This window comes from Saccharicrinis fermentans DSM 9555 = JCM 21142 (assembly GCF_000517085.1).
Classification (GTDB): Bacteria; Bacteroidota; Bacteroidia; order Bacteroidales; family Marinilabiliaceae; genus Saccharicrinis; species Saccharicrinis fermentans.
Map to the genome: position 1 here is coordinate 3,894,170 of NZ_KI912107.1, position 20,973 is coordinate 3,915,142.

Consider the following 20,973-nt stretch of genomic DNA (forward strand, 5'->3'; position numbering starts at 1 on the left):
TAACATAATGGAAAAGTATAATTTAATATTTTTATTACTTCTTATAAATAACATAAACACTATTGCACAAAAGGTTCACCTAAAAGGTGATGTAGTTGATACGCAGAATATACCGATAGATTATTTTACAGTAGCATTATTAAATAATAGTGATTCCAGTATTATAACTGGGGGAGCATATTTGAATGGAAAATTTAATATCGAACATAACGATACTAATTCTTGTATTATACAAATATCAAGTGTAGGATATCAACAAATTCTTCAATTAATACAGATAAATAACTCCCTAAATCTAGGCACATTTAAAATGAATGGCTTAGACATCGAAGAAGTAGTGGTAGCTGCAAGAAAACCTAAAATAAAACAAAAAGAAGGTAGAACTATAATTTCTGTTGAAGGTACCGCATTAGAGGAACTTGGAAATTCCATAGATGTACTCAAAAACACTCCCGCTGTTCAAGTAAATAATGATGGAAAAATAAGCATATTCGGAAAAGGCTCACCTTTAATCATAATAGATGGTCGCGAAATAAGTTCAACACATGAGTTGGATATCCTTCAATCTTCTAATATAAAAACCATTGAAGTAGATAAGAGTCCATCAGTAGCAACAAAATCGGATGTAAGCTCTGTTATAAAAATAACCACAAAAAATAAAAGTAATTTTAGCGCAGAACTCTATAACCGTTCCTATTTTGGAAGAAAATTTAGTAATAAAACAGGGATAAATATTGTCCAGCCATATGAAAAAATAAGAAATATAATTTCGTACAGCTTTTATAAGAACAATAAAGAATATTATAATGATGATTATGATATAAACAATAGGTCCGATTACCAAATACAAAATACTACATACTCCAAAAACTATCCGTCTAGTTCTTCTCACAACTTTCTGACAGGAATAGAATACGACCATGATTCAACTAATACAACAAGAATATTATATCACTTTAACGGATATAATGAAGACTTTTCTAAATTTACCCTCCAGCAAATCATAAAAAGCAATTCTCCAGATACGGTTCACAGAGAAATTTCCTTAAATACCATAGAAAAAACATATCAACACAATATTAGCATTAATCATACTAAGAGTTTTTCTCCATCAAGTTCACTTTATGTTTCAACAGATTATGCCAAGGTAGTAGGTAAGGAAAATACTAATATTAAAGAAGCAACAACAAATCTAATTAATACCCAAAACAAGAATAAAGATGATTACAATGTTTTTACATTTAACAGCCATTACAATAATGGACTAAATGAAAATACTAGTATAAATGCAGGTCTGAGAGCTGCATTTATTAATAATAACGGAACTACTTCTTCTGTTAATTTAGATGAGGAGCAAATCAATTATTGGGATAAACAAACTACCAAAGATCTTGTATCAGCAATATATTTTTCATACAACCATAGTAAAAATAAAGTTGATTATGAATTTGGATTAAGAGCAGAACATACCAATACACATGCAAACCTTAATGAAATGGTTATTATAGACAGTTCATATATTCATGTATTCCCATCCTTATTAGCATCTTACTCTCCTTCAAATAAATTTGGTATAAGTATGCACTATAATCACAAAATTGAACGTCCGTATTTTTCAGACCTTAACCCTACCCAAACATACTATGATTCACTATCTTACAGACAGGGCAATCCCTTTCTAAAACCAACTATAAAGAAGAACTTGGCTTTAAACGTTGAATTGCCATGGGGTTTATCTCTCTCATCTGAATATACCCGTTATACTAATATGATTGTTCTTGCTGCAACCAATGATTCAGAAAATCCAGATATTATTAAATATACTCCGATAAATATTGATGAATCAGAAAGAATTCTTCTTGGCCTAATCAAAGCTTATGATGGTAAAATACATAGCTATAGTATATCTGGAGGAATAGAATTTCCTTTTATTAAAATACCGTATCTAGGAGAAACAAAACAAGTAAGAACAAATAGCTGGTACTTATCCATAAATAATGACATTAGCATTGGAAACAAAATCATGCTTTATTCAAGTTTTGATTATTATAGCAAAAGTGTTGATGCAATAACAACCTATGATAGTTATTATAACTTATGGGCAAGTGCTAGTTTAAAACTATTGGACAAACAATTGGTAATATCATTAGATATGGATAACATACTAAATTCTAATAATATTAATTGGGAAGATAACTATGAATATATAACAAATGGTGGGAAAAATGATTTTGATAATAGAATTGTTAGGATATCCGTTAAATATACGTTTAAAAATTTCAAGGATATTTTTAATACAGATAGCAATAATTCTCAAGAATTAGATCGTTTATGAGAAGTTCACTTATCGACCAAGAAGACACGCTTATAGATTACATCGCACACTATGTTATACATCTAACTATCATTACTATATTGGATGTATTATTAACAAATAAATGAATTCACTATGTCAAAAATTGAAAAAATTAAAAGCTTCGTAGCAACATTGGAACCTAATCAATTAGTAGATCAAAAAGCAATGCTAGTAAGCGGTGCAAGCGCTGCTGATAGTGAGGTTACTAAAAATAAACGTAATAAAAAATGTTGCAACACAGAGAAGGTACTTTCTAAGATCTAACTTTTTAGGGAAGGAATATTTCTTCAATATCTTTCCATCATGTTGAAATTAAAGTCGGTGTAGTGCCGACTTTTTCTGTACCATTCAACAAAAAATAACCAATTCCAACCAATCACGACAAACCATAACCAAACACAACCAACTCCACACCATAAGCCTACTTTATAGTAAATATGCGGTCTACTACTGGATACAGCGGTTCGATTTATGCCACCCATTTCGGATTCATTGTGCCAGTGATTTCGGTTTAAACTGTGCCACTAACAACGAGTAAGTAATTCGAGGCACGTTTCTAATTGTGCCATTTGTTTCGGTTCAATTTGTGCCACTTTGAAAGATCAAGTAAAAACTACTATATCGCTAAAAAAAGCGGTATGGCCAATAAACTTGATCCCATGGATTTAAAACAGATAATTACGCTTCATCAAGATGGAGTGAGCAATCGTAAGATTGAGTCATTACTCGGTATCTCACGCAATACCATTAATACATACATGAAGCTCTTCAAGGCCTGTGCCTATAGCTTTGACGAACTGCTCTTGTTCGATAATATTAAACTTAGAGAGCTATTCCCTTCTCATACGACCATTGATAATGACCGCTACAATGAACTAATGCAGCATTTTGAACGCATTAATGCAGCAATAAATCATCCAGGCTTTACTTTTCTCTTTCATTATAACGAGTATAAACAACAGGCTAAAGATCCCTATGGTTATACCCAGTTTATGGAGCATTACAATCGAAAACATGCCAAAATTAAAGGTTCTATGAAACTTGAGCATGAAGCCGGTTATGAGGTGTTTATTGATTATGCAGGTAAGAAACTTCATATTGTAGATAAAGAAACTGGAGAGCAGGTTCCTGTTGAAGTATTTGTAGCCATCTTGCCCAATAGTCAGTATACCTATGTTGAGGCTTCTATGAGCCAGAAACGAGAAGATATGATTACGAGCATGGGCAACGCATTATCGTATTATGGCAGTGTTCCAAAGGCTATTGTATCCGACAATCTCAAATCAGCAGTCACAAGAGCTAGTAAGTATGAACCTGATGTCAATCGATCCTTTAAAGATTTTGCGCGTCATTATAACTGTGCTATTAACCCTACCCGAAGTTATGCTCCGCAAGATAAGGCACTGGTCGAAAACGCCGTTCAATTGGCCTATCAACGTATTTATTATCCCATTAGAGAAATGACTTTTTTTTCGTTGGAAGAGCTCAATCTGGAAATTAAAAAACGGCTTATCGATTATAACAACCGCCTGCTAGCACGAAAAGGAGCCAGCAGAAAAGAGCTCTTCCAATCTATTGAGCGAAGTTACTTAAAGCCACTTCCATCGTTGGGTTACGAACTTAAAGATTATCGTAGAGCCAAGGTGCAAAAGATGGGCTATGTATATTTTTCTCCCGACAAAAATTATTACAGTGTTCCGCATCGATATATTGGAAAATCAACACAGATTCATTATACAAAATCAACTGTGGAGGTCTTTTATAATCATGAACGAATAGCATCTCATCAGCGCAATCCTGCGATGGGCATTTACATTACCAACAAAAACCATTTGAGCAGTACGCACAAGGCATATACCGAATGGAGCCCTTCTTATTTTGAGAAAAAAGCCGCTAAGCATGGTGTCCATGTAGTAGCTTGCATTCAAGGTGTAATAAGTAATAGTATCTATCCTGAAATTGCCTATAAAAGGGCTATGGGCATTATTCAACTTCATCGCACCTATAGCTCCGAGAGACTCAATAATGCTTGTAAGAGAGCTGTTGAGGCAGGTGCCTTTTCCTACAAGCGCATACAAAATATCTTAAAGAATAATTTGGACAAAGAAGGTACTGTGGAGCAAATGCAAGCGTCCAATACACCACACATTCCTACACACGAAAATTTACATGGAGCTTCGGCTTATAAATAAAAATGAACAACAATCAAACAATTGAAAAGCTCAGGCAAATGCGCCTAGGAGCTATGGCTGATTTACATCTTCAGCATATGAAAAACAATCAATTAACAAATATTACACCTGATGAATATTTGGCTCTACTTACCGATCAGGAGTGGGAATATCGGCAAAACAGTAAAATTGCAAGGCTGATTGCCCAAGCTGATTTTAAACAAAAAGCTAATGTGGCAGACATTAATTATGGTCCATCCAGAAACTTGGATAAAAACATGTTTATGCGCTTGGCATCACTTGACTTTTTAAGTAAAAAGGAAAATATAATTGTATCCGGATCTTCTGGCGTTGGGAAAAGTTACTTAGCTCAATCTCTGGGACACCAAGCTTGTTTAATGGGTTATAAGGTAATTTATGCCAATACGGCCCGATTGTTCACCAGGCTTAAATTATCTAAGGTAGATGGTACATATTTAAAGGAGCTAAAGAAGCTATCTAAGGCTAATATACTTATCCTTGATGACTTTGGATTGCAGGCCTTTGATAATCATGCCAGAGAAGCTCTAATGGACATAATAGATGATCGATATAATCAAACATCAACCATAGTATCATCACAAATACCTGTTTCTGTCTGGTACGATATTATTGGCGAAGGTACCATAGCCGATGCTATTTTAGATCGTCTGGTCAACTCATCACATCGTATAGATCTCAAAGGAGAATCTTTAAGAAAAGGATATTTAGTGAGTGAATAACATTTTTTTTCTTATTATTGCAGCATCTTTTAAAGTGGCACGGTTACTCCGAAATCGTTGGCATGGTCACTCCGAAATAGCCATCTACTACATATTGCAAAGTAAAAAAATGCTCCAATCCGGGTGTCGATTGGAGCGTTGGAATTCTCTAAGTTTTACTGGAATCTTTTGGAATTAATCGAAATTAGTGGGTGTTTTTTGGAATATTCTGACAGCTATTAGACTTTTTCCAATTGTGCGGCAAAAGATCAGCCAAGTCTAAATCATAATTACTGTTGTATAACGCAATCTTAGAAAATACATCCATAAGCCAAACACTTACATGCTGTTAATGTCATTCTCATTTTTTGCCATCAAAGAAACGGTGCTAGTATGAAGCTCGCAATATGTGAAAGACCGAAGACTTACGTAACATTAAAATAATTGAGCAGAGGAATGGCCTTCCAGATTTTTGGGAAACCTTAGTATTTGTCGGGAAATTATATCACGCACTTGAGGAAGTTTCACATAAAAGGATAATTCGTCCTAATTGGGATTTATATATGCAAGGTTATAATGAATAAAACACGCGTTTACAATCGAATAGGTGGCCGACAGGATTGTAGCCCTGCCAGAGGAACATAGCCTCTCTTTTTGAGGCGGTCGATAGTGATGGCGGTTCCTAAAATAGGACTTTGCCAACAATCTGTTTAATTTAATTTTTGTTGGCGATTTACACTGCGTTACAATTGGGCGATAGACCACCCACCGATTATTCATAATATAAGTATATGCTTTAAGGCATTCATGATTTCGTTCCTCAAATCTAATTCTGCTCCAAGCATACACCATACCTGCTTCTACGCCAGACCGTATCAGGTTCTTGCGTTTCCGTTCCGGCTTCTTTATTCACAAGTGTTCATTTTTTGTGTTCATGATTTCCGCTTTGCTCCAATTCAATGATGCCAAATGCAGTATCTAAGACGATTACGGAGCCAGCCATCCAACTCTTCCAGTTTTGTTTTGATATTGGCATATTTGAAGTTGTTAATCCAGTTGCTTACGATTTTGGTCGAGATAGTCTTTAAGTTCGGAAACTCTCATACCATCAACACCGCCCGCTCCTTTGTTGCTTACCACTCCCTTGCAAGCTATGGTTAAGTTTGCAGGGTAAAGTACCCGTTCAATTAAATGATTAGTGTTCCGTTTTCTTCTTTTCATACTTATTCTTCTTAATTCCCTGCTATATCTCTTTGGGGCTAGAAAGGTTTTAATCCTTTAACTTCCATCAAAGATCAATAGCGATGTAAAGTTCAGCCCTTCACTTATCTATGAGACCTCCATGCTTTGCGTGGTATTCGTAAGAATGGCTCGCTTTCCAAAGCTACTATGGCTTTTGCTGACTGCTCTGCTCTATTAACTCGTAATTACAGAGCTCTCCCCTGGTAAGTGCTATATATAATATTTGCTGCGCTAATCGCTCACAAAATAATCTTCACTGCATAGGTCACCCCATACCACTACGTTTTTACATTCGTAAAAAGTGTCACTTGCTAACGGTTCGAAGCGTTACCTCCGCCCGTGATGGGACTTTCTGCCTGATGACAGACAGTGCACCCTCTGGATATTAAATAATACTCCACATTCCGCGGTTTATTGAAGATAATTTGTATTTTCAAACTTTTTCAACAACTTCGGGTGTGGGTGTACTGCAGCACATGCAGGGCACACACAAAAGCTAATACGTAATGCTGGGAATACTGTGTATACTAGGGTTTGTACGGTTTTTGACCTCCGCCAAATCTACGATTTGACTAGCTTTAAAATTTAAAAGTTAGCTATAAAATCGTAGTTTTGGCTACATAGTTATTTAAAGCAGTTGTAGGTTAAATTCCGCACTACTCATACGCATAACGTTGTATGCAAGGCAGAATGAGCAGGTTGACTATAATATAATGAATTGTAATTTGAAAATCTTGATTGAAAATATAAGCTCATTGATTGAAGGTTACTGCAAGAAAAAAACAGTTTTTGCCCGCCCGCTTCTGCCCTTCGGGACAGTTGGGGAAGCCCACTCACATTGCACACATGCCGAAGAAAAATCGGCAAGAGTGCAATTTTTGCCATCGCTCAAAATACTGCTAACATGAAGCGACTCTTCGCATTAGGTGATATCCACGGTTGTTTTGACTCTCTCAAAGAGTTAGTTGAAAACAAAATTCAACTAAACAAAGGTGATAAACTTATTCTGTTAGGCGACTATATTGACAGAGGCAATAAGAGCAAAGAGGTTGTTGATTATATCATTGACCTACAAGAAAAAGGATTTGATATTATTCCGCTTCTTGGGAATCATGAAATGTTACTTTTAGAAACTCTTGAAGATGAAAAGAATTTATCTAAATGGATTCAAAATGGTGGAGTCAAAACACTAAAAAACTTTAATATTGAATCAGTCAACGATATTTCTCCCAAATATTTAGAATTCTTTAAAAATCTGCAGAACTATTATTCATTCGAAGAATTCTTGTTTGTTCATGCAGGATGTAATGATAAAGTAGTTAATCCATTTCAGGATACTTATTCGATGTTGTGGAAAAGTCAAGCTACGTATACTAGCCCCCTACTTACTAATAAGATTATCGTTCACGGGCATAGACCAATTTCAATAGAACTTTGTATAAAACAATTTGATGAAAATAAGCAAGTAATAAACATTGATACAGGTTGTGTCTATAAGGAAAAGGTCGGTTATGGAAAGTTAACTTCAATTGAATTGTATTCAAAAATGCTATTCTCAGTATAATTTTATATAATGTAAATATGCGGTCTGCTACATATTGCAAAGTAAAAAAATGCTCCAATCCGGATGTCGATTGGAGCGTTGGAATTCTCTAAGTTTTACTGGAATCTTTTGGAATTAATCGAAACTAGTGGGTGTTTTTGGAATATTCTGACAACTATTAGACTTTTTCCAATTGTGCGGCAAAAGATCAGCCAAGTCTAAATCATAATTGCTGTTGTATAACGCAATCTTAGAAAATACATCTGTAAGCCATTCGCGAGGATTTACATCACTGGCTTTGCAGCATCCCAGTAGTGAGTACATAATTGCTGCATTTTCTGCGGCATCATGGTTGCCACAAAACAGATAGCCTTTTCTTCCAACAGCTACCGGCCTAATTGCATTTTCAGCTCCGTTGTTGTCAGGCAGATATCGGCCATCAAGATGATAGCGAGACAGACGTAAGAAAAGATTGTATGTATAAACCAGCGCCTTACTCATCTTTCCTCCTTGTAGCGCTTTGGGGTAATAGCCTTCGATCCATTTTTCAAAAGCACGCATGATTGGATAAGCCAAGCGCTTTCGTAGTTCAGCTCTTTGCTTGTAATTCATGTTCTGATCGGTGGCCATTTGCTCAACTTGATAGATTTTAGCAATTTGTGCCAATGCGTATTCAGCCCCCGTTTTGTCTTCTTTTAGACTTTCGGAGAATTTCCTGCGCGCATGAGCCCAACAACCCAGAAGCAAAACACCTTTCTTTTGCTCATAGATTGAATATGCCTGATATCCATCGGTTTGAAGAGCTCCCTGAAAATCCTTTAATAAAGGAAGTATCACTTTTTGTGCTCGGGAACCTTTGTCGTAGTGAAAGAAAACCAAGTTATTCATTACTGATCGAACCATCCACAGATAAGCCTTTTGTGCTTTGTGCTTTTCGTTGCTAATAACAGGAATGGTACTTTCGTCAACCTGAATATAATCAGATTTTAGAACGATTTCTTTTAAACGTGCATAAAGAGCTCTTAGTAAATCACAGCTTCCTTGAAACCAACCATTAATGGTGGATGCAGGTAATTTTATACCAATCATTTTGAACATGGCCATTTGGCGATTAAAAGGCTGGTGGAAATAATATTTATTCATCATCAGCTCGCTCAATAAAGAAGGCCCTGCATTGCTGCGTGGCAAAGGCAATAATGGCATTGAACCAATACGGATAGCTGATGCTTCTTCGGTCGTTTTGATCTGTAGCAATATCCGGTGATACTGATTCTTGCTTTACTGCATATTTAGGACGTTCTATACGACGTACATATACCTCTCCGGGCTTGTGTTCGAGTATTTCTGTTACTTCTTCGCCAATACGCACCCAGTTACCTTGTTTACCTTCCGGTCCAATAACTTCTACCTCTCGTCTAAGGTGGTCAGGAAGTGGTTGACGAACTGGCCTCTGCTTGTTTTTTACAGGCTTGCGGCGCTCATATTCGATAAGCTCTTTTTCTGCGTTTTCAATGATAGCTTTCTCTTCTGCAACGACCTCCAGTCCGTCCCAATCGATCTTTCGTTGATCGGGATCTTCGGCAATATGCTTTTCACTAGAATTGCCAAAAAACTTATGGCGAAACCAAGCGAGCTGGTCGATCAGCTTTTTAATTTGCTGCTCTTTTTTAGCGACTATGGACTCTAATTTTTTGTTTTTAGCTTCCAAAGTGTCCAGAACCCTATTGTCATTTTTCGCAAGCGGGAAAGCTCCTGAAACATCTCGTCACGTTCCTGGAGAAGCTCCTGAATTAACACATCTTTATTGCTTGAAAAATCGCTCATTTATCACTGCTTGATTACGAGCTTAAAGATAGTAAAATCAAGGCTTATAGCCAATTTTATCAATCTAAAAATCCTAAAAAATCGCTTCTTTTTGTCACCTCTTTAAGAGCCTTTTTTTAGGCTTCACATTCTTTACAATCAACATTAAATCGTGCCAACTTATAATGTGAGATGTGAGGCTTTCATCAAATGCAGGAAGTTTGAAAACACCACTATCGAGCTTCTTATGGTAAATTACCAACCCGCCGTGTTCTAGATGAAGTATTTTCATGGTGGTCAGCCTACGGTTAACAAATATAAAAACTTCACCGTCCTGAACATTACGCTTCATCAAGGAGCTTACAATGCCGCTGAGTGTGTAAAAGCTTTTACGCATATCCACTGGTGCCGGATATAGAAAGTATTTAAGTTTATCGTGTAAATGAAACATCAGACTTAATCAAATAAGTGAACAATTGTTTTTAATACTTGCGTGTTTATATTATCCCTTAGTAGCATCTTGGTGCCATTGGGAAATACGAATTCAATGGGAGCATCATTATTTAAAGTAGGCTTACTCTTGATGATAGATGGACTCGATTGGTTATTCGTCGTTAACGGATTACTGTCAAATTCTAGTGGAACAAAGCTATCTGGCTCATGTGCTAATGCCTCTTCCAATTTATTTCGCCAATAGTAAAAAGTGGAAGGAGCCAAATCTTGGTTGGTACAGAAATCTTTTATGTTCAAACCTGATTCCTGGTAATCCTTATACAAACGCTTAAATGTTGTTAATGTCATTCTCATTTTTTGCCATCAAAGAAACAGCGCTAGTATGAAGGTCGCAATATGTGAAAGACCGAAGACTTACTATATAATTGACTATTCTTAATTCGCGAATCGCGAATCGCGAATTGAAAACAAGTGATATGAAGAAACATAATGGGATGCGCCCCCAAGATATAGTTGTTTTATTGAAAATTATTGCACTTAAGCACGATGATTGGTATAATTCTGATTTAGCACAATCATTAAAAATCAGTCCATCTGAAATATCGGAAGTTTTGAATAGATGCAAAATTGCAGGATTAATAGACACAAAAAAACGTAAGGTTAATATTAATTCCTTTATGGAATTTTTAATCTACGGATTAAGATATGTGTTCCCTACTCAACCAGGTGCTATAGTAAAAGGAATTCCTACAGCGCATTCGGCATCACCGATTAAGGAGCATATTTCAAGTGGTTCAGATATTTATGTTTGGTCAAGTGCCAAAGGAACTCATCGTGGACAATCAATAGAACCTCTTTTTAAATCAATTCCTCAGATAGTACAAGATGACATATTATTCTATGAATTACTGGCTATTGTTGACACAATAAGGGTTGGACGAGTTAGAGAAATAAACATAGCTAAAACAGAACTTGAAAAACGATTAAAGCATGGCTAGTACAAATATTGAAATGCTACAAACAGTGGCAACTGGTTTGAGAGGTTTGAAAGATGATATGGTATTTGTAGGAGGAGCAGTAGCCGAATTGTATGCGAGTAATCCTGAATTATCAGATATTAGACCAACGCTTGATGTGGATTGCGTAATTGAATTGCGTTCTAAAACAGCTCATATTAAGCTGGAAGAAGACTTGAGAGCTTTAGGCTTTGCAAATGCATATTCTGGAAGTATTCGGACACCCATTCTGAAAACATCCGGACAGGCATTCCGGAATTATTCGGACACTCATTCTGGAAACATTCGGACAGTCGTTCCGGAAACATCCGGACATTGATTTAGGTCTGTTTATCTTGCTTTTCCAAAAAAAGGAAAGCGATGAAAAAAACAGACATGAAAAAAGTACGCGAATTATTACATCTAGTTATTGGGCAAGGCCATAGTTCACGTCAGGCAGCCAAGATTGCCGGCATGAGCAAGAGCAGCGCCAGCGAGTATGTCAGCGGCTTCAAAACGAGCGGGATAGAACTGGATAAAATGTCGAAGCTGACCGACAGTGAATTACTATGGGCCATAACCGGACCCAACGGAAAGCAGGCAAACGAACGTTATGCCCATTTGATTTCCCTCTTCGGATATATAGAAAAAGAACTCTTACGTCCGGGTGTTACTCTACAGCTTCTGTGGCAGGAGCTTTTTGCAGCACGTGAGAAATCGTACAGTTACTCCCAATTTTGTTTCCATTATCAACAATGGGCCAAGAAGCAGAAAGTGGGGATGCACATGGAACACAAGGCAGGCGACAAACTATATGTCGATTTTACCGGGGTAAAGCAGAGGATTATAGATGCCGCAACTGGTGAAATTAGGGAGGCAGAGGTCTTTGTTGGTGTTCTGGGCAGCAGCCAAAAAGCTTACATAGAAGCCGTCGAGAGTCAGAAAAAGGCGGATTGGATAAAGGTCAACGAGAATGCATTGCGGTTCTTTCGGGGCGTTCCGCGCTGCATCGTGCCCGACTGTCTCAAGTCGGCAGTTGTGAAGGCCGATCGGTACGAGCCTCAGATTAATGCGACCTACAAAGACTTTGGCGACTATTACAGCACGGTTATCTTGCCTGCCAGGGCCTTGCACCCCAAGGACAAATCCTTGGCCGAGAACTTTGTAAAAACAGCATATACCCGAATTTTTGCACCCTTACGCAACGTACCGTTCTTTTCGCTGGAAGAGTGCAACCATGCCATGTGGGAAGAGCTTGATAAGCACAACGGGATGCCTTTTCAGGGCAAGGACTACTCCCGCGAGTATTTGTTCGATACTGTTGAAAAGGAGGAGCTGCAGCCCTTGCCCGTGTCGTTTTACGACCTGCGTGCTTTTGCCATTGTCAAAGTGCAATACAACCACCATGTATACCTGAGGGAAGATCGTCACTATTATAGCGTGCCCTTCCAGTTGACGGGGAAAAAAGTACAACTCAGTTACAACAGCCGTGTGGTGGAGGTAAGCTATAACAACGTACGTGTGGCCATACACCAACGTAACCCGCACCGTTACGGGTATACCACAGACGGGGAACATAGGCCATCCCAACACAAATTCGTGTCGGAATGGGATGCCGACCGTTTTATCCGCTGGGCTGCCAAGGTATCACCCCAAACGGAATCCTTCATCAAGGAACTAATAGAAAGCAAAGCACACCCAGAACAGGCCTTCTCAGCATGTATGGGCATACTATCGGAAAGTAAGAAACACGCACCCGAAGATTTTGGAAGGGCATGCAAAAAGGCTCTGGAGATGAAAGTTTACACCTGCAAATTTATCCGCAACACACTGAAATATAAAACCTTTAACCTTGATGCCGAGGAGGAGATACGAAGAATTATGGATGATAACGAAACCAGAAGACTGGACATATTAAACTAAAAAAGATGAACGCACAAACTATTGAAAAAGTAAAGCAAATGAAGTTGTACGGTATAGAAAGAGCGTACAACCAAGTGTTCGAATCAGGCAGCAGTCAAGGTCTAACCTTCGACGAACTGCTCGCTATATTAATCGATGCGGAGTATGACGAACGGTACAATAGAAAGCTCGAACGGTATATCAAAATGGCCAACCTGAAACAAAGCGCATCAATAGATCAGGTTGATTTTAATACCCACAGGAACCTGGACAAAAATCTTTTGGTAAAACTCCAGATGTGCCAATGGGTAGAAAAAGGCCGCGACATCCTATTGACGGGACCTACGGGCGTGGGCAAGTCCTTTGTTGCGTGCGCCCTGGGATATCATGCCTGCACCAATGGGATGAGTACTCTTTATGTAACGGCCAACAAGCTTTTTGACAAGTTGATGTATGCCAAGGCAGATGGTAGTTACCCCAGAGAAATAAAGAAAATACTTAAATGTGATTTACTTATTATAGATGATTTTGGCCTCAAAGCTTTGGACACCGGCTCAAGAAATATGTTGCTTGAAATTATTGACGACAGACATAACCTAAAATCAACAATGATAACATCTCAAGTTCCTTTAAAACAATGGTTTGAATCGATAGGTGACCCCGTGGTTGCCGATGCAGTAATGGATAGGTTGGTTAACGGGTCATACCGTATCGAAATGCAAGGCGAATCAATGAGAAAAATGATAGCAAAACGTTAAAAAAATAATACCTATTTTTGAAAAAATCGCAGACCTAAAAAGTGTCCGGATAAAACCGGAATGGGTGTCCGAATAAAACAGAATGTCCAATCCATCCGTACTCCTAAATATTAAATGCATATGATTACTCATGATACACCAAGCATACATCTCCATACCTTTATGTTTCTGACAATAGCCTAAAATTCTCAAGTAAAATATCTTTATACTCGTTTCTGGTAAAAACATCTAAGCACTCTACTACGGCAAAGCTTACAAAATATACCCCTTCTGGTATATTGAACAAGGCTATACTCTCAAACAAGAAGCATACAAGTCGTCCCGGAATGGATCTGTGCCAAATTTATATTGTCACAAGCTCATCTGTATCAGAATGTCAGCTATAAATAATTACACAACATGGCCAATCACCATACCCTTATACCCCAAGTAATGGGCATCAAGAGCAGCTTTGGGTATGAAAAGCAAAAGATCAGATATCAGTGTATTATCGACAACGTTAGTTTACTTATGAATCAAACAGCAAAAGAACTGAACAATGTTATCGTCGCAATTGGCCACAAGGTGTCAAAAAAAGCATAGCACTATCAGGATAGTCAGTTATGATTCCATCAACACCCAGGCTCACAAGCTTTTTCATATCTTCTATTTGATTAACAGTCCACGGAATAATGGTGATATTTTTTTCCTTTAGCAAGTGAATATCTTCCTCTGTCAGCAAATTAAAATCAGGACTATAAATAGCTGGCACAAAGCTCAATCGACTTAAATTACTTTCGGCCTGCCCTTTATACGCCAAAGCGGCCAGTTTATACTCAGGATAATGAGCATGTAAATATTCCAACTGTCGATAGTCAAAACTCTGTATCACTATACGATCAATAGGAATCAGGTCTTTTACTTCCTCAATTAATAAATCGCAAAAAACCTTTGGTTCGGGATGATAAAGATTATCCCCATGTGGAAGACTCTTAATTTCAAAATTATAAGATACCTCCACATCATTCTCCTGACAATATGCTTCAGTCATTTCTATTACCTCTTTGAGTAAGGGCTTGGTGAGTTTTTGTTTCTCTTGGTGAGGAAATTGAGGATTCCCTATACTACCGCAATCATACTTTTGTGTTTCGGCATAAGTATGCTCATAAATATTGTAACGAATGGAGTCCTCCTCAGGAATGACATTTCCGAGAGAATCCAGACAGATATGACGATTAAACCATGGTTCATGAGAAACCAATAATTTCCCATCTTTGGTGACTGCCAAATCAAGCTCCAGTGTACTGACTCCAATTTCCAATGCTTTTTTAAATGCAGGCAAGGTATTTTCGGGAGCCAAACCCCTTGCTCCCCGATGGCCTTGCACATCAAAACAAAGGGTATCCTTCGTCATTTCGGCTTTTACACCAGACTGCATAGATTTTTTTTTATTGCTACAAGAAAACAGCAATACGAGTCCTAAAATAATTCCTAAAAATTTCATTCGTATAAAGTTTATCTAAGTTATTGGTCGAATGGAACTCACATGACTTAAAGTTTATACATGTTCTTGTTATGACAAACCATTATGGTCATGCTCGTTTCATTCGTCTATTTTTTTATAATTTTTTGATCGATAAATTCTTTTGTTTCTTTATAAACAGTTTGCCAATCGCGGGAACGCAAATCGCAACCAATCACATGATTCCCTGTTTCCGGGAAAGCCATTTTCATTTTCAAACTATCGGGCGTGCCTAATGCTTCATACATATGAAGCATGGCAGGAACTCCCACCGTTCTATCTTGCTCTTTTTCTGATTTATAATAATAGCCTAAAAAAACAGGACAAGTAACCTCCGAAAATATTTCGGTGCACATACTATGACGCACTAAATTCATAAGCGTCACATAGCCCTTAAGGTGATAGCTAGTTGACCAGAATTTACCCACTTCCCCGGGTCGTTTTACTCTTTGTATGGCACCAAACTTAGTTATCTTAAACAATGCCCTTCCTCCCGGCTTGGTTATCATATCTCCTTTTGAACCCTCAGGAAGACCAATAAATGGCGAATACAAAATAATTGCTTCCACATCTGGATAAGTGGCTGCTAAGATCAAAGCATGGGTTCCTCCTGTGGATGTGGATACAATAACCACCTTGTCTCCAATCAGTTTAGCATACTCCAAAGCCTCCTTCGCCGAAGCAATATAATTTTCTTCGGTAAGGTATTTAAAACCATCCCTTCGGTTTAGACCATGCTCTTTCAGTCGTGACATATACACATTGGCCTGATAATCTTTAGAGAGCATACTCATTATAGGCTCACCTTCGCGATGCGAAGCTCCAAAACCATGCAAATACAAAAAGGCAATAGGAGATTTTTTATATGGATAAGTACTACTCCAAATTATTTTAGCTTCGTTCCCCGGCTTTATATCCTCGTGCGAAAGTTCTCGTGTTGTAAGTCTCTCCTCCAATTGTTGCAATACAGCTCCTTCCTTCTCCAACAACTGTGCTGACAAAGAGACTCCTAGACAAAACAACAATAACAAACTACTAAGAATCTTTAATCTACATAACATCCTTACTGTTTTTTAATGTCCCCCAAAAGTTAGCTTCTTCAAACATGTGCTAAAACACCTAAGTGCATTAGAAACATCTATTACGAATATTGAATACCACATCCACATTAAAATTTATAGGATATTTGCACTCCACTAAACCTTGGAGGTCCGGCAATATAAGTTGGGATACCAAAGGCATCACCCGTATTACCCGCATCAATAATATATTTTTCATCCAGCGCATTGTTCATATAGAAACCCAGCTCCAACGATTTTTTATACATCAGCCCTGCTTTAAAATTCAACAAACCATAAGCATCCTGTGCGATATTCTCATCATTATCCTCATCAAAGTAAACCTTTGATTTATAAGCATACGAAGGTCTCAAGTAAACACTCATCTGCTTAGAAACAGCAGGATTGAAGTTAAAGCCAAGTGAAAAAGAATTTTTGGGCGTTAATCTAAAAGTATTACCAGCATATTCTTGCTTATTACCATGGGCGTCCTCATCGTCAAACGTGGCATCTATAAAGGCATAATTAGCAAACAAACTACTACTTTTCATAAAGGCAAACTGAAAACCCAGTTCAAAACCTAAGGCAGAAGCACTACCCGCATCATCCGTAAACATCTCAATTCCTCCATTGTCCGACAATTCCACATAATCAGTCTGAAAATGATTATAATCATAATAATAGCCATTTAAATCAAACTGCAAACGATTGTTCAAAAACAAGGATTTCATACCCACTTCATAAGACCAAACGATCTCATCATTCAACACTTCTGAATTTGTTGCATCCAAATTAATAACATTTGGCCTACGTCCTTTAGCCACGTTTGCAAAAGTGGTAATATGGTTGCTTACTTTATAGTTGGCAGCTAAGCGGCCTACTGCAGACAAGAAGCTTTCGTTGCGGGTCAACTTCTCACCTCCGGTAGAAGCATACAGGTTATTGGGGAAAGTACCTAACAACATTCCCAAATACGAAGTTGTTTCGGCATCATCTACTTTATATCCAACAGTTATATCCTCATAAGTAGCCCTTAAACCTAAGGTAACACCAAACTTCTCCGTAAAGTCATAGGTAAAATCGGCAAATATATCTGCCGCATAATTTTCTCCATAATTTGTATAAGCCTCGGTATTTGCCGGATTAAATGGAAGACCCGTGAGTTGCGCATAATCATCCCCTAAATACGGGTAATTTTCATAAATTACAGGAACACCGTCAACAAGCAAATTATTGGTACCATATAGGTTATCTAGCAATAAAACCAAATAACTTCCTTCGTTGGTAACAAGAGGAACACGCTGCGAGCCATCTTCATAAAAAAAGTTCGTCCCCAAGAAACCTTTAAAGCGATCATCATTATCAAAATTAAAACGAAACTCTTGACTAAACTGCTCTCCCTTAGAGATCTCATGAAAGAACAAAACAGGAGCAGCCGTACCATCCGCATCAAATGCCTCATCAGAATCAAACCTTCGATACGCAGTAGTAGATGTAAGATCCCAAGTATCATTAAAGCTATGTTTTAAGATTCCGGTAACACCCCACACGGTTCTATCCAACCCAAGATCTTCCCCCATATCCAGGTCCGCAAAGCTTGTAGGATCTGTATCTCCTCCCAACGGGGCATAGGTACCACTTTTAAAGGAAGTTCCAGGTGGTGTATCTTGCTGCCAGTTAGCAATAACATCCAAACGTGTTTTTTCGGCTAACATATATCGCAAGGAGGTACGAAAAGCCAAGGTTTCTTTTCCATTAAGTGTACCTCCCGACAAATTTTCAATATAACCATCATACGCATTATAAATACCCGCCACTCTAACAAACAACTTATCTTTAAGTAGGGGTGTATTAAAATACCCACTCACTAAATTTTTGTTATAATTACCATAACCCAACTTAAGACTACCAGAGGTTTCGCTTTTTGCTTTATTTTGAATAATATGCATCGCTCCAATCTGCGCGCTACGACCAAAGAGGGTCCCCTGTGGCCCCTTCAGGATCTCTACCCTTTCAATATCAAACAATTCAACAACAGAACCTCTGGACTTACTAATAGATACTCCATCTTGAAATACAGATACCCGCGGCTCAACTCTTGAATCTCCATCATCACTCGTAATACCTCTAATTACAATGCCCGGATTATTTGGACTCTGTAACTGCACCTGCAAACCTGGAACATAGTCGGATAAACCATCGTATTGAGTTGTATTAATATTATCAATAAATGAGTTTCCAACAGAGGTAATAGCGATAGGAACATCCATGTTACGTTCTTCGCGTTTTTGTGCCGTTACAACTAAACCTTCCAGTAGCATGGCACTCTCTTCCAACATAAAATTCTGCAAATTTTCACCTTGATAAAGCTGCACCGTTACTTGCTGAGTAGAATAGCCTATAAATGACACTTTAATTTGAATTTTACCCGCTGTTAGATCAGTAAGTAGGTAATTTCCATTCACATCCGAAATGGCTCCCTTCGTCTGCCCATCAATAATAATATTAGCTCCAACGATAGGCTCATGACCCTGGCCGGTCACTTTACCTTTTAATATACATTGAGACTGTGCAAAAATAAAGTTAGCAGTAATACACAACAAAAGGTTAACTAGAACAATTCTTTTCATTATTTACGAAATATAAGTTTTTGAATTAAAATCAAACAAACTTACATCCCTGCAGCCTTAAAGATCTTAAGTGAAAGTTATATCACCCCACATACAGTTTAAATAAATATTAAAAACAAAACACGTTTTTAAAATTACTTAATATAGAATATAACCACATCTTATTTTTTTAACCCCTTAAATTATTTTTTTCATTATTCCAAGTTGAGCTATAGTAAAATAGTATTAGCAACATGTAGGAATAAACTTAAGCACTATAATTCAACAGATCTATTTTTCCACATATTGCTTAGTAGAGTAGCGCCTAAGCTTTTACTCCAATTAACACGTCGCACAATAATAATTGAAATCAAACGATCAGCACCACTTGCCTCAAACCGCATTCCTGTATTCAGGACTGGCTTTTGTTGTTTCAAATGTTCTGAGAAAGATACGAGCACCCAATATGTTCTTCTTTTTACAGCAATCCCCTCGACTTTATCTCAAGGTATTTATTGACTGTGTTCACGGTCAACTCATCAGGAGCACTTAAAATGGCATGAATACCATGTCGTTTTAGTTCGCGCACAATGAGTTTCTTATCGAAAGAAAATTTCTCGGCAATGGTTTTCACATATATATCCTCAATGTTATGTGTTTTTTTTGCAGATAATTTCGAAAGCTCTGTATTCTCAAAAAACACCACTACCAATAAATGATTCTTGGCTAACTGCTGTAAAAAAGGAATTTGTCTTCGTGCCGAACTTAAACTTTCAAAATTGGTATATAACATCATTAAACTACGGTGATGAATACTACGCTTTATTTGGGCATATAACAAAGCCAGGTTCTCCTCTTTAAAGTCAGTCTCCTGATTATACAAAACCTCCATAATACTTTGCAAATGTTTACCATTACGAGCAGCAGGAAGCGTTGAGTGAATCGTATTACTATAAGAAATAAGTCCTGCCTTATCATGTTTTAGCATGGCAATATTAGAAATGACCAGTGAAGTATTGATGGCATAATCCAGCAAAGTCATTCCATTGAAAGGCATCTTCATAGTACGTCCCATATCCAGGAGACTAAAAACCTGCTGTGATTTTTCATCCTGGTATTGATTCACCATCAGATGTCCCTTACGAGCCGTAGCCTTCCAGTTGATAGTTCTATAATCATCCCCATTAATGTAGTCTCTGATTTGATCAAACTCCATCTGATTGCCAATCTTCCTAATTTTCTTAACACCAATTTCTGTAAGGCGATTCGAGATAGCCATCAATTCGAATCTACGCATTTCGATGTAACTAGGATACACTTTTACCATGGCATCCTGATTAAAAATATACCTTCGGGAGATCAGGGATATGGGTGACCTGGCAAATATATTCAAAGCTCCAAAGTGATATTCTCCTCTGCTAACAGGCCTGAGTTCATAGCAGAACTGTTCTTCTTGCCGCGGAGTCAATACAAATCGCTCATTAAAATCTCTTTTTTGAAATTGTATAGGCAGCTCATCAATCAGGGTTATGAAGACCTTAAAACTAAAATGACTTTTAAAAGTAAGCTTCACCAGGTTCACATCACCATTCGAGAACCTCACCGGCAAAACCCGCATGGCTCTAATCCTTGACGAACTCTTACCTGCATACATTAAAACCGCATCTACAAAAAGTAATAATACAAAAAGAAAAAACGATAATTGTCCGGCCACAAAAAACAGTTGGTAATACTGTCCCAAAATCATCAACACCATCATAAATGCCAACGAGCCAAAGAAACGTTTTGTAATAAAAAGAGACTTCCAAAATTTACGCATTCCCTGCTTAATAAATTAGATAT

At 37.6% G+C, this 20,973-nt stretch carries 20 protein-coding genes; 9 read left to right on the plus strand and 11 right to left on the minus strand.

Annotated elements, in window-relative coordinates; translation table 11 throughout:
* Positions 1–7 precede the first annotated feature (7 nt).
* From CYTFE_RS0115855 to istB (CYTFE_RS0115870), 4 genes are all read left to right on the plus strand, one after another.
* Complete coding sequence (locus CYTFE_RS0115855; protein ID WP_027472596.1) at positions 8–2,335, plus strand: outer membrane beta-barrel family protein; 2,328 nt, start codon at positions 8–10, stop codon at positions 2,333–2,335.
* A gap of 114 nt (positions 2,336–2,449) precedes the next feature.
* Positions 2,450–2,620 carry a hypothetical protein gene (locus tag CYTFE_RS30070; protein ID WP_154665683.1) on the plus strand — a complete coding sequence of 57 codons (171 nt, stop codon included), beginning with the start codon at positions 2,450–2,452 and terminating at the stop codon, positions 2,618–2,620.
* Positions 2,621–2,994: 374 nt separating this feature from the next.
* Entirely contained in the window at positions 2,995–4,548 is a 1,554-nt protein-coding gene (istA, locus tag CYTFE_RS0115865; RefSeq protein WP_027472597.1) for an IS21 family transposase, read from the plus strand.
* A gap of 2 nt (positions 4,549–4,550) precedes the next feature.
* Positions 4,551–5,288, plus strand: coding sequence for an IS21-like element helper ATPase IstB (gene istB / locus CYTFE_RS0115870; RefSeq protein WP_027472598.1), 738 nt, complete (start codon positions 4,551–4,553; stop codon positions 5,286–5,288).
* Between the two features lie 935 nt (positions 5,289–6,223).
* Here istB (CYTFE_RS0115870) and CYTFE_RS31670 read toward each other — a convergent pair.
* A complete protein-coding gene (locus tag CYTFE_RS31670) occupies positions 6,224–6,346 on the minus strand; it encodes a group II intron maturase-specific domain-containing protein (protein ID WP_081736118.1) in 123 nt (40 codons plus the stop codon).
* Positions 6,315–6,488: a hypothetical protein gene (locus tag CYTFE_RS30080; RefSeq protein WP_154665684.1), complete on the minus strand. Its 174-nt coding sequence runs from the start codon at positions 6,486–6,488 to the stop codon at positions 6,315–6,317. The genes CYTFE_RS31670 and CYTFE_RS30080 overlap by 32 nt, the downstream gene beginning before the upstream one ends.
* Positions 6,489–7,413: 925 nt before the next feature.
* Between CYTFE_RS30080 and CYTFE_RS0115885 the strand changes: the two genes are divergently transcribed.
* A complete protein-coding gene (locus tag CYTFE_RS0115885) occupies positions 7,414–8,073 on the plus strand; it encodes a metallophosphoesterase family protein (RefSeq protein WP_027472600.1) in 660 nt (219 codons plus the stop codon).
* Between the two features lie 114 nt (positions 8,074–8,187).
* On the opposite strand, the gene tnpC is transcribed toward CYTFE_RS0115885, so the two are convergent.
* From tnpC to tnpA, 5 genes are all read right to left on the minus strand, one after another.
* Positions 8,188–9,255: an IS66 family transposase gene (gene tnpC, locus CYTFE_RS31225; RefSeq protein WP_081736013.1), complete on the minus strand. Its 1,068-nt coding sequence runs from the start codon at positions 9,253–9,255 to the stop codon at positions 8,188–8,190.
* On the minus strand, positions 9,188–9,760 hold the full coding sequence (locus CYTFE_RS31230) for an IS66 family transposase (RefSeq protein WP_052343237.1): 573 nt from the start codon (positions 9,758–9,760) through the stop codon (positions 9,188–9,190). Before CYTFE_RS31230 ends, tnpC begins: the two co-directional genes overlap by 68 nt.
* On the minus strand, positions 9,736–9,876 hold the full coding sequence (locus tag CYTFE_RS31235) for a hypothetical protein (protein WP_244880335.1): 141 nt from the start codon (positions 9,874–9,876) through the stop codon (positions 9,736–9,738). Before CYTFE_RS31235 ends, CYTFE_RS31230 begins: the two co-directional genes overlap by 25 nt.
* Before the next feature lie 94 nt (positions 9,877–9,970).
* Positions 9,971–10,306 (minus strand): IS66 family insertion sequence element accessory protein TnpB, encoded by a 336-nt coding sequence (tnpB, locus tag CYTFE_RS0115900; protein ID WP_027470460.1) that lies wholly within the window; start codon positions 10,304–10,306, stop codon positions 9,971–9,973.
* A gap of 5 nt (positions 10,307–10,311) precedes the next feature.
* Positions 10,312–10,662 carry an IS66 family insertion sequence element accessory protein TnpA gene (tnpA, locus tag CYTFE_RS0115905; RefSeq protein WP_027472601.1) on the minus strand — a complete coding sequence of 117 codons (351 nt, stop codon included), beginning with the start codon at positions 10,660–10,662 and terminating at the stop codon, positions 10,312–10,314.
* 122 nt (positions 10,663–10,784) lie between these two features.
* Between tnpA and CYTFE_RS0115910 the strand changes: the two genes are divergently transcribed.
* Genes CYTFE_RS0115910 through istB (CYTFE_RS0115925) form a run of 4 tightly spaced genes read left to right on the plus strand, consistent with a single transcriptional unit; the run spans position 10,785 to position 13,963 of the window.
* Positions 10,785–11,306: a helix-turn-helix domain-containing protein gene (locus CYTFE_RS0115910; protein ID WP_044214664.1), complete on the plus strand. Its 522-nt coding sequence runs from the start codon at positions 10,785–10,787 to the stop codon at positions 11,304–11,306.
* Complete coding sequence (locus CYTFE_RS0115915) at positions 11,299–11,643, plus strand: hypothetical protein (RefSeq protein ID WP_027472603.1); 345 nt, start codon at positions 11,299–11,301, stop codon at positions 11,641–11,643. The genes CYTFE_RS0115910 and CYTFE_RS0115915 overlap by 8 nt, the downstream gene beginning before the upstream one ends.
* A gap of 41 nt (positions 11,644–11,684) precedes the next feature.
* A complete protein-coding gene (istA, locus tag CYTFE_RS26840) occupies positions 11,685–13,226 on the plus strand; it encodes an IS21 family transposase (RefSeq protein WP_044262850.1) in 1,542 nt (513 codons plus the stop codon).
* 5 nt (positions 13,227–13,231) lie between these two features.
* Positions 13,232–13,963: an IS21-like element helper ATPase IstB gene (gene istB / locus CYTFE_RS0115925; protein WP_027472192.1), complete on the plus strand. Its 732-nt coding sequence runs from the start codon at positions 13,232–13,234 to the stop codon at positions 13,961–13,963.
* Positions 13,964–14,504: 541 nt separating this feature from the next.
* On the opposite strand, the gene CYTFE_RS0115930 is transcribed toward istB (CYTFE_RS0115925), so the two are convergent.
* The 4 genes from CYTFE_RS0115930 to CYTFE_RS0115945 all read right to left on the minus strand — a co-directional run bounded on the left by CYTFE_RS0115930 (position 14,505) and on the right by CYTFE_RS0115945 (position 20,950).
* A complete protein-coding gene (locus CYTFE_RS0115930) occupies positions 14,505–15,446 on the minus strand; it encodes a glycerophosphodiester phosphodiesterase family protein (protein ID WP_027472604.1) in 942 nt (313 codons plus the stop codon).
* A gap of 107 nt (positions 15,447–15,553) precedes the next feature.
* Complete coding sequence (locus tag CYTFE_RS0115935; protein WP_027472605.1) at positions 15,554–16,525, minus strand: alpha/beta hydrolase; 972 nt, start codon at positions 16,523–16,525, stop codon at positions 15,554–15,556.
* A 107-nt stretch (positions 16,526–16,632) separates the two neighbouring features.
* A complete protein-coding gene (locus CYTFE_RS0115940; RefSeq protein ID WP_027472606.1) occupies positions 16,633–19,152 on the minus strand; it encodes a TonB-dependent receptor in 2,520 nt (839 codons plus the stop codon).
* Between the two features lie 457 nt (positions 19,153–19,609).
* Complete coding sequence (locus CYTFE_RS0115945; RefSeq protein WP_027472607.1) at positions 19,610–20,950, minus strand: DUF58 domain-containing protein; 1,341 nt, start codon at positions 20,948–20,950, stop codon at positions 19,610–19,612.
* Between the last annotated feature and the right edge of the window lie 23 nt (positions 20,951–20,973).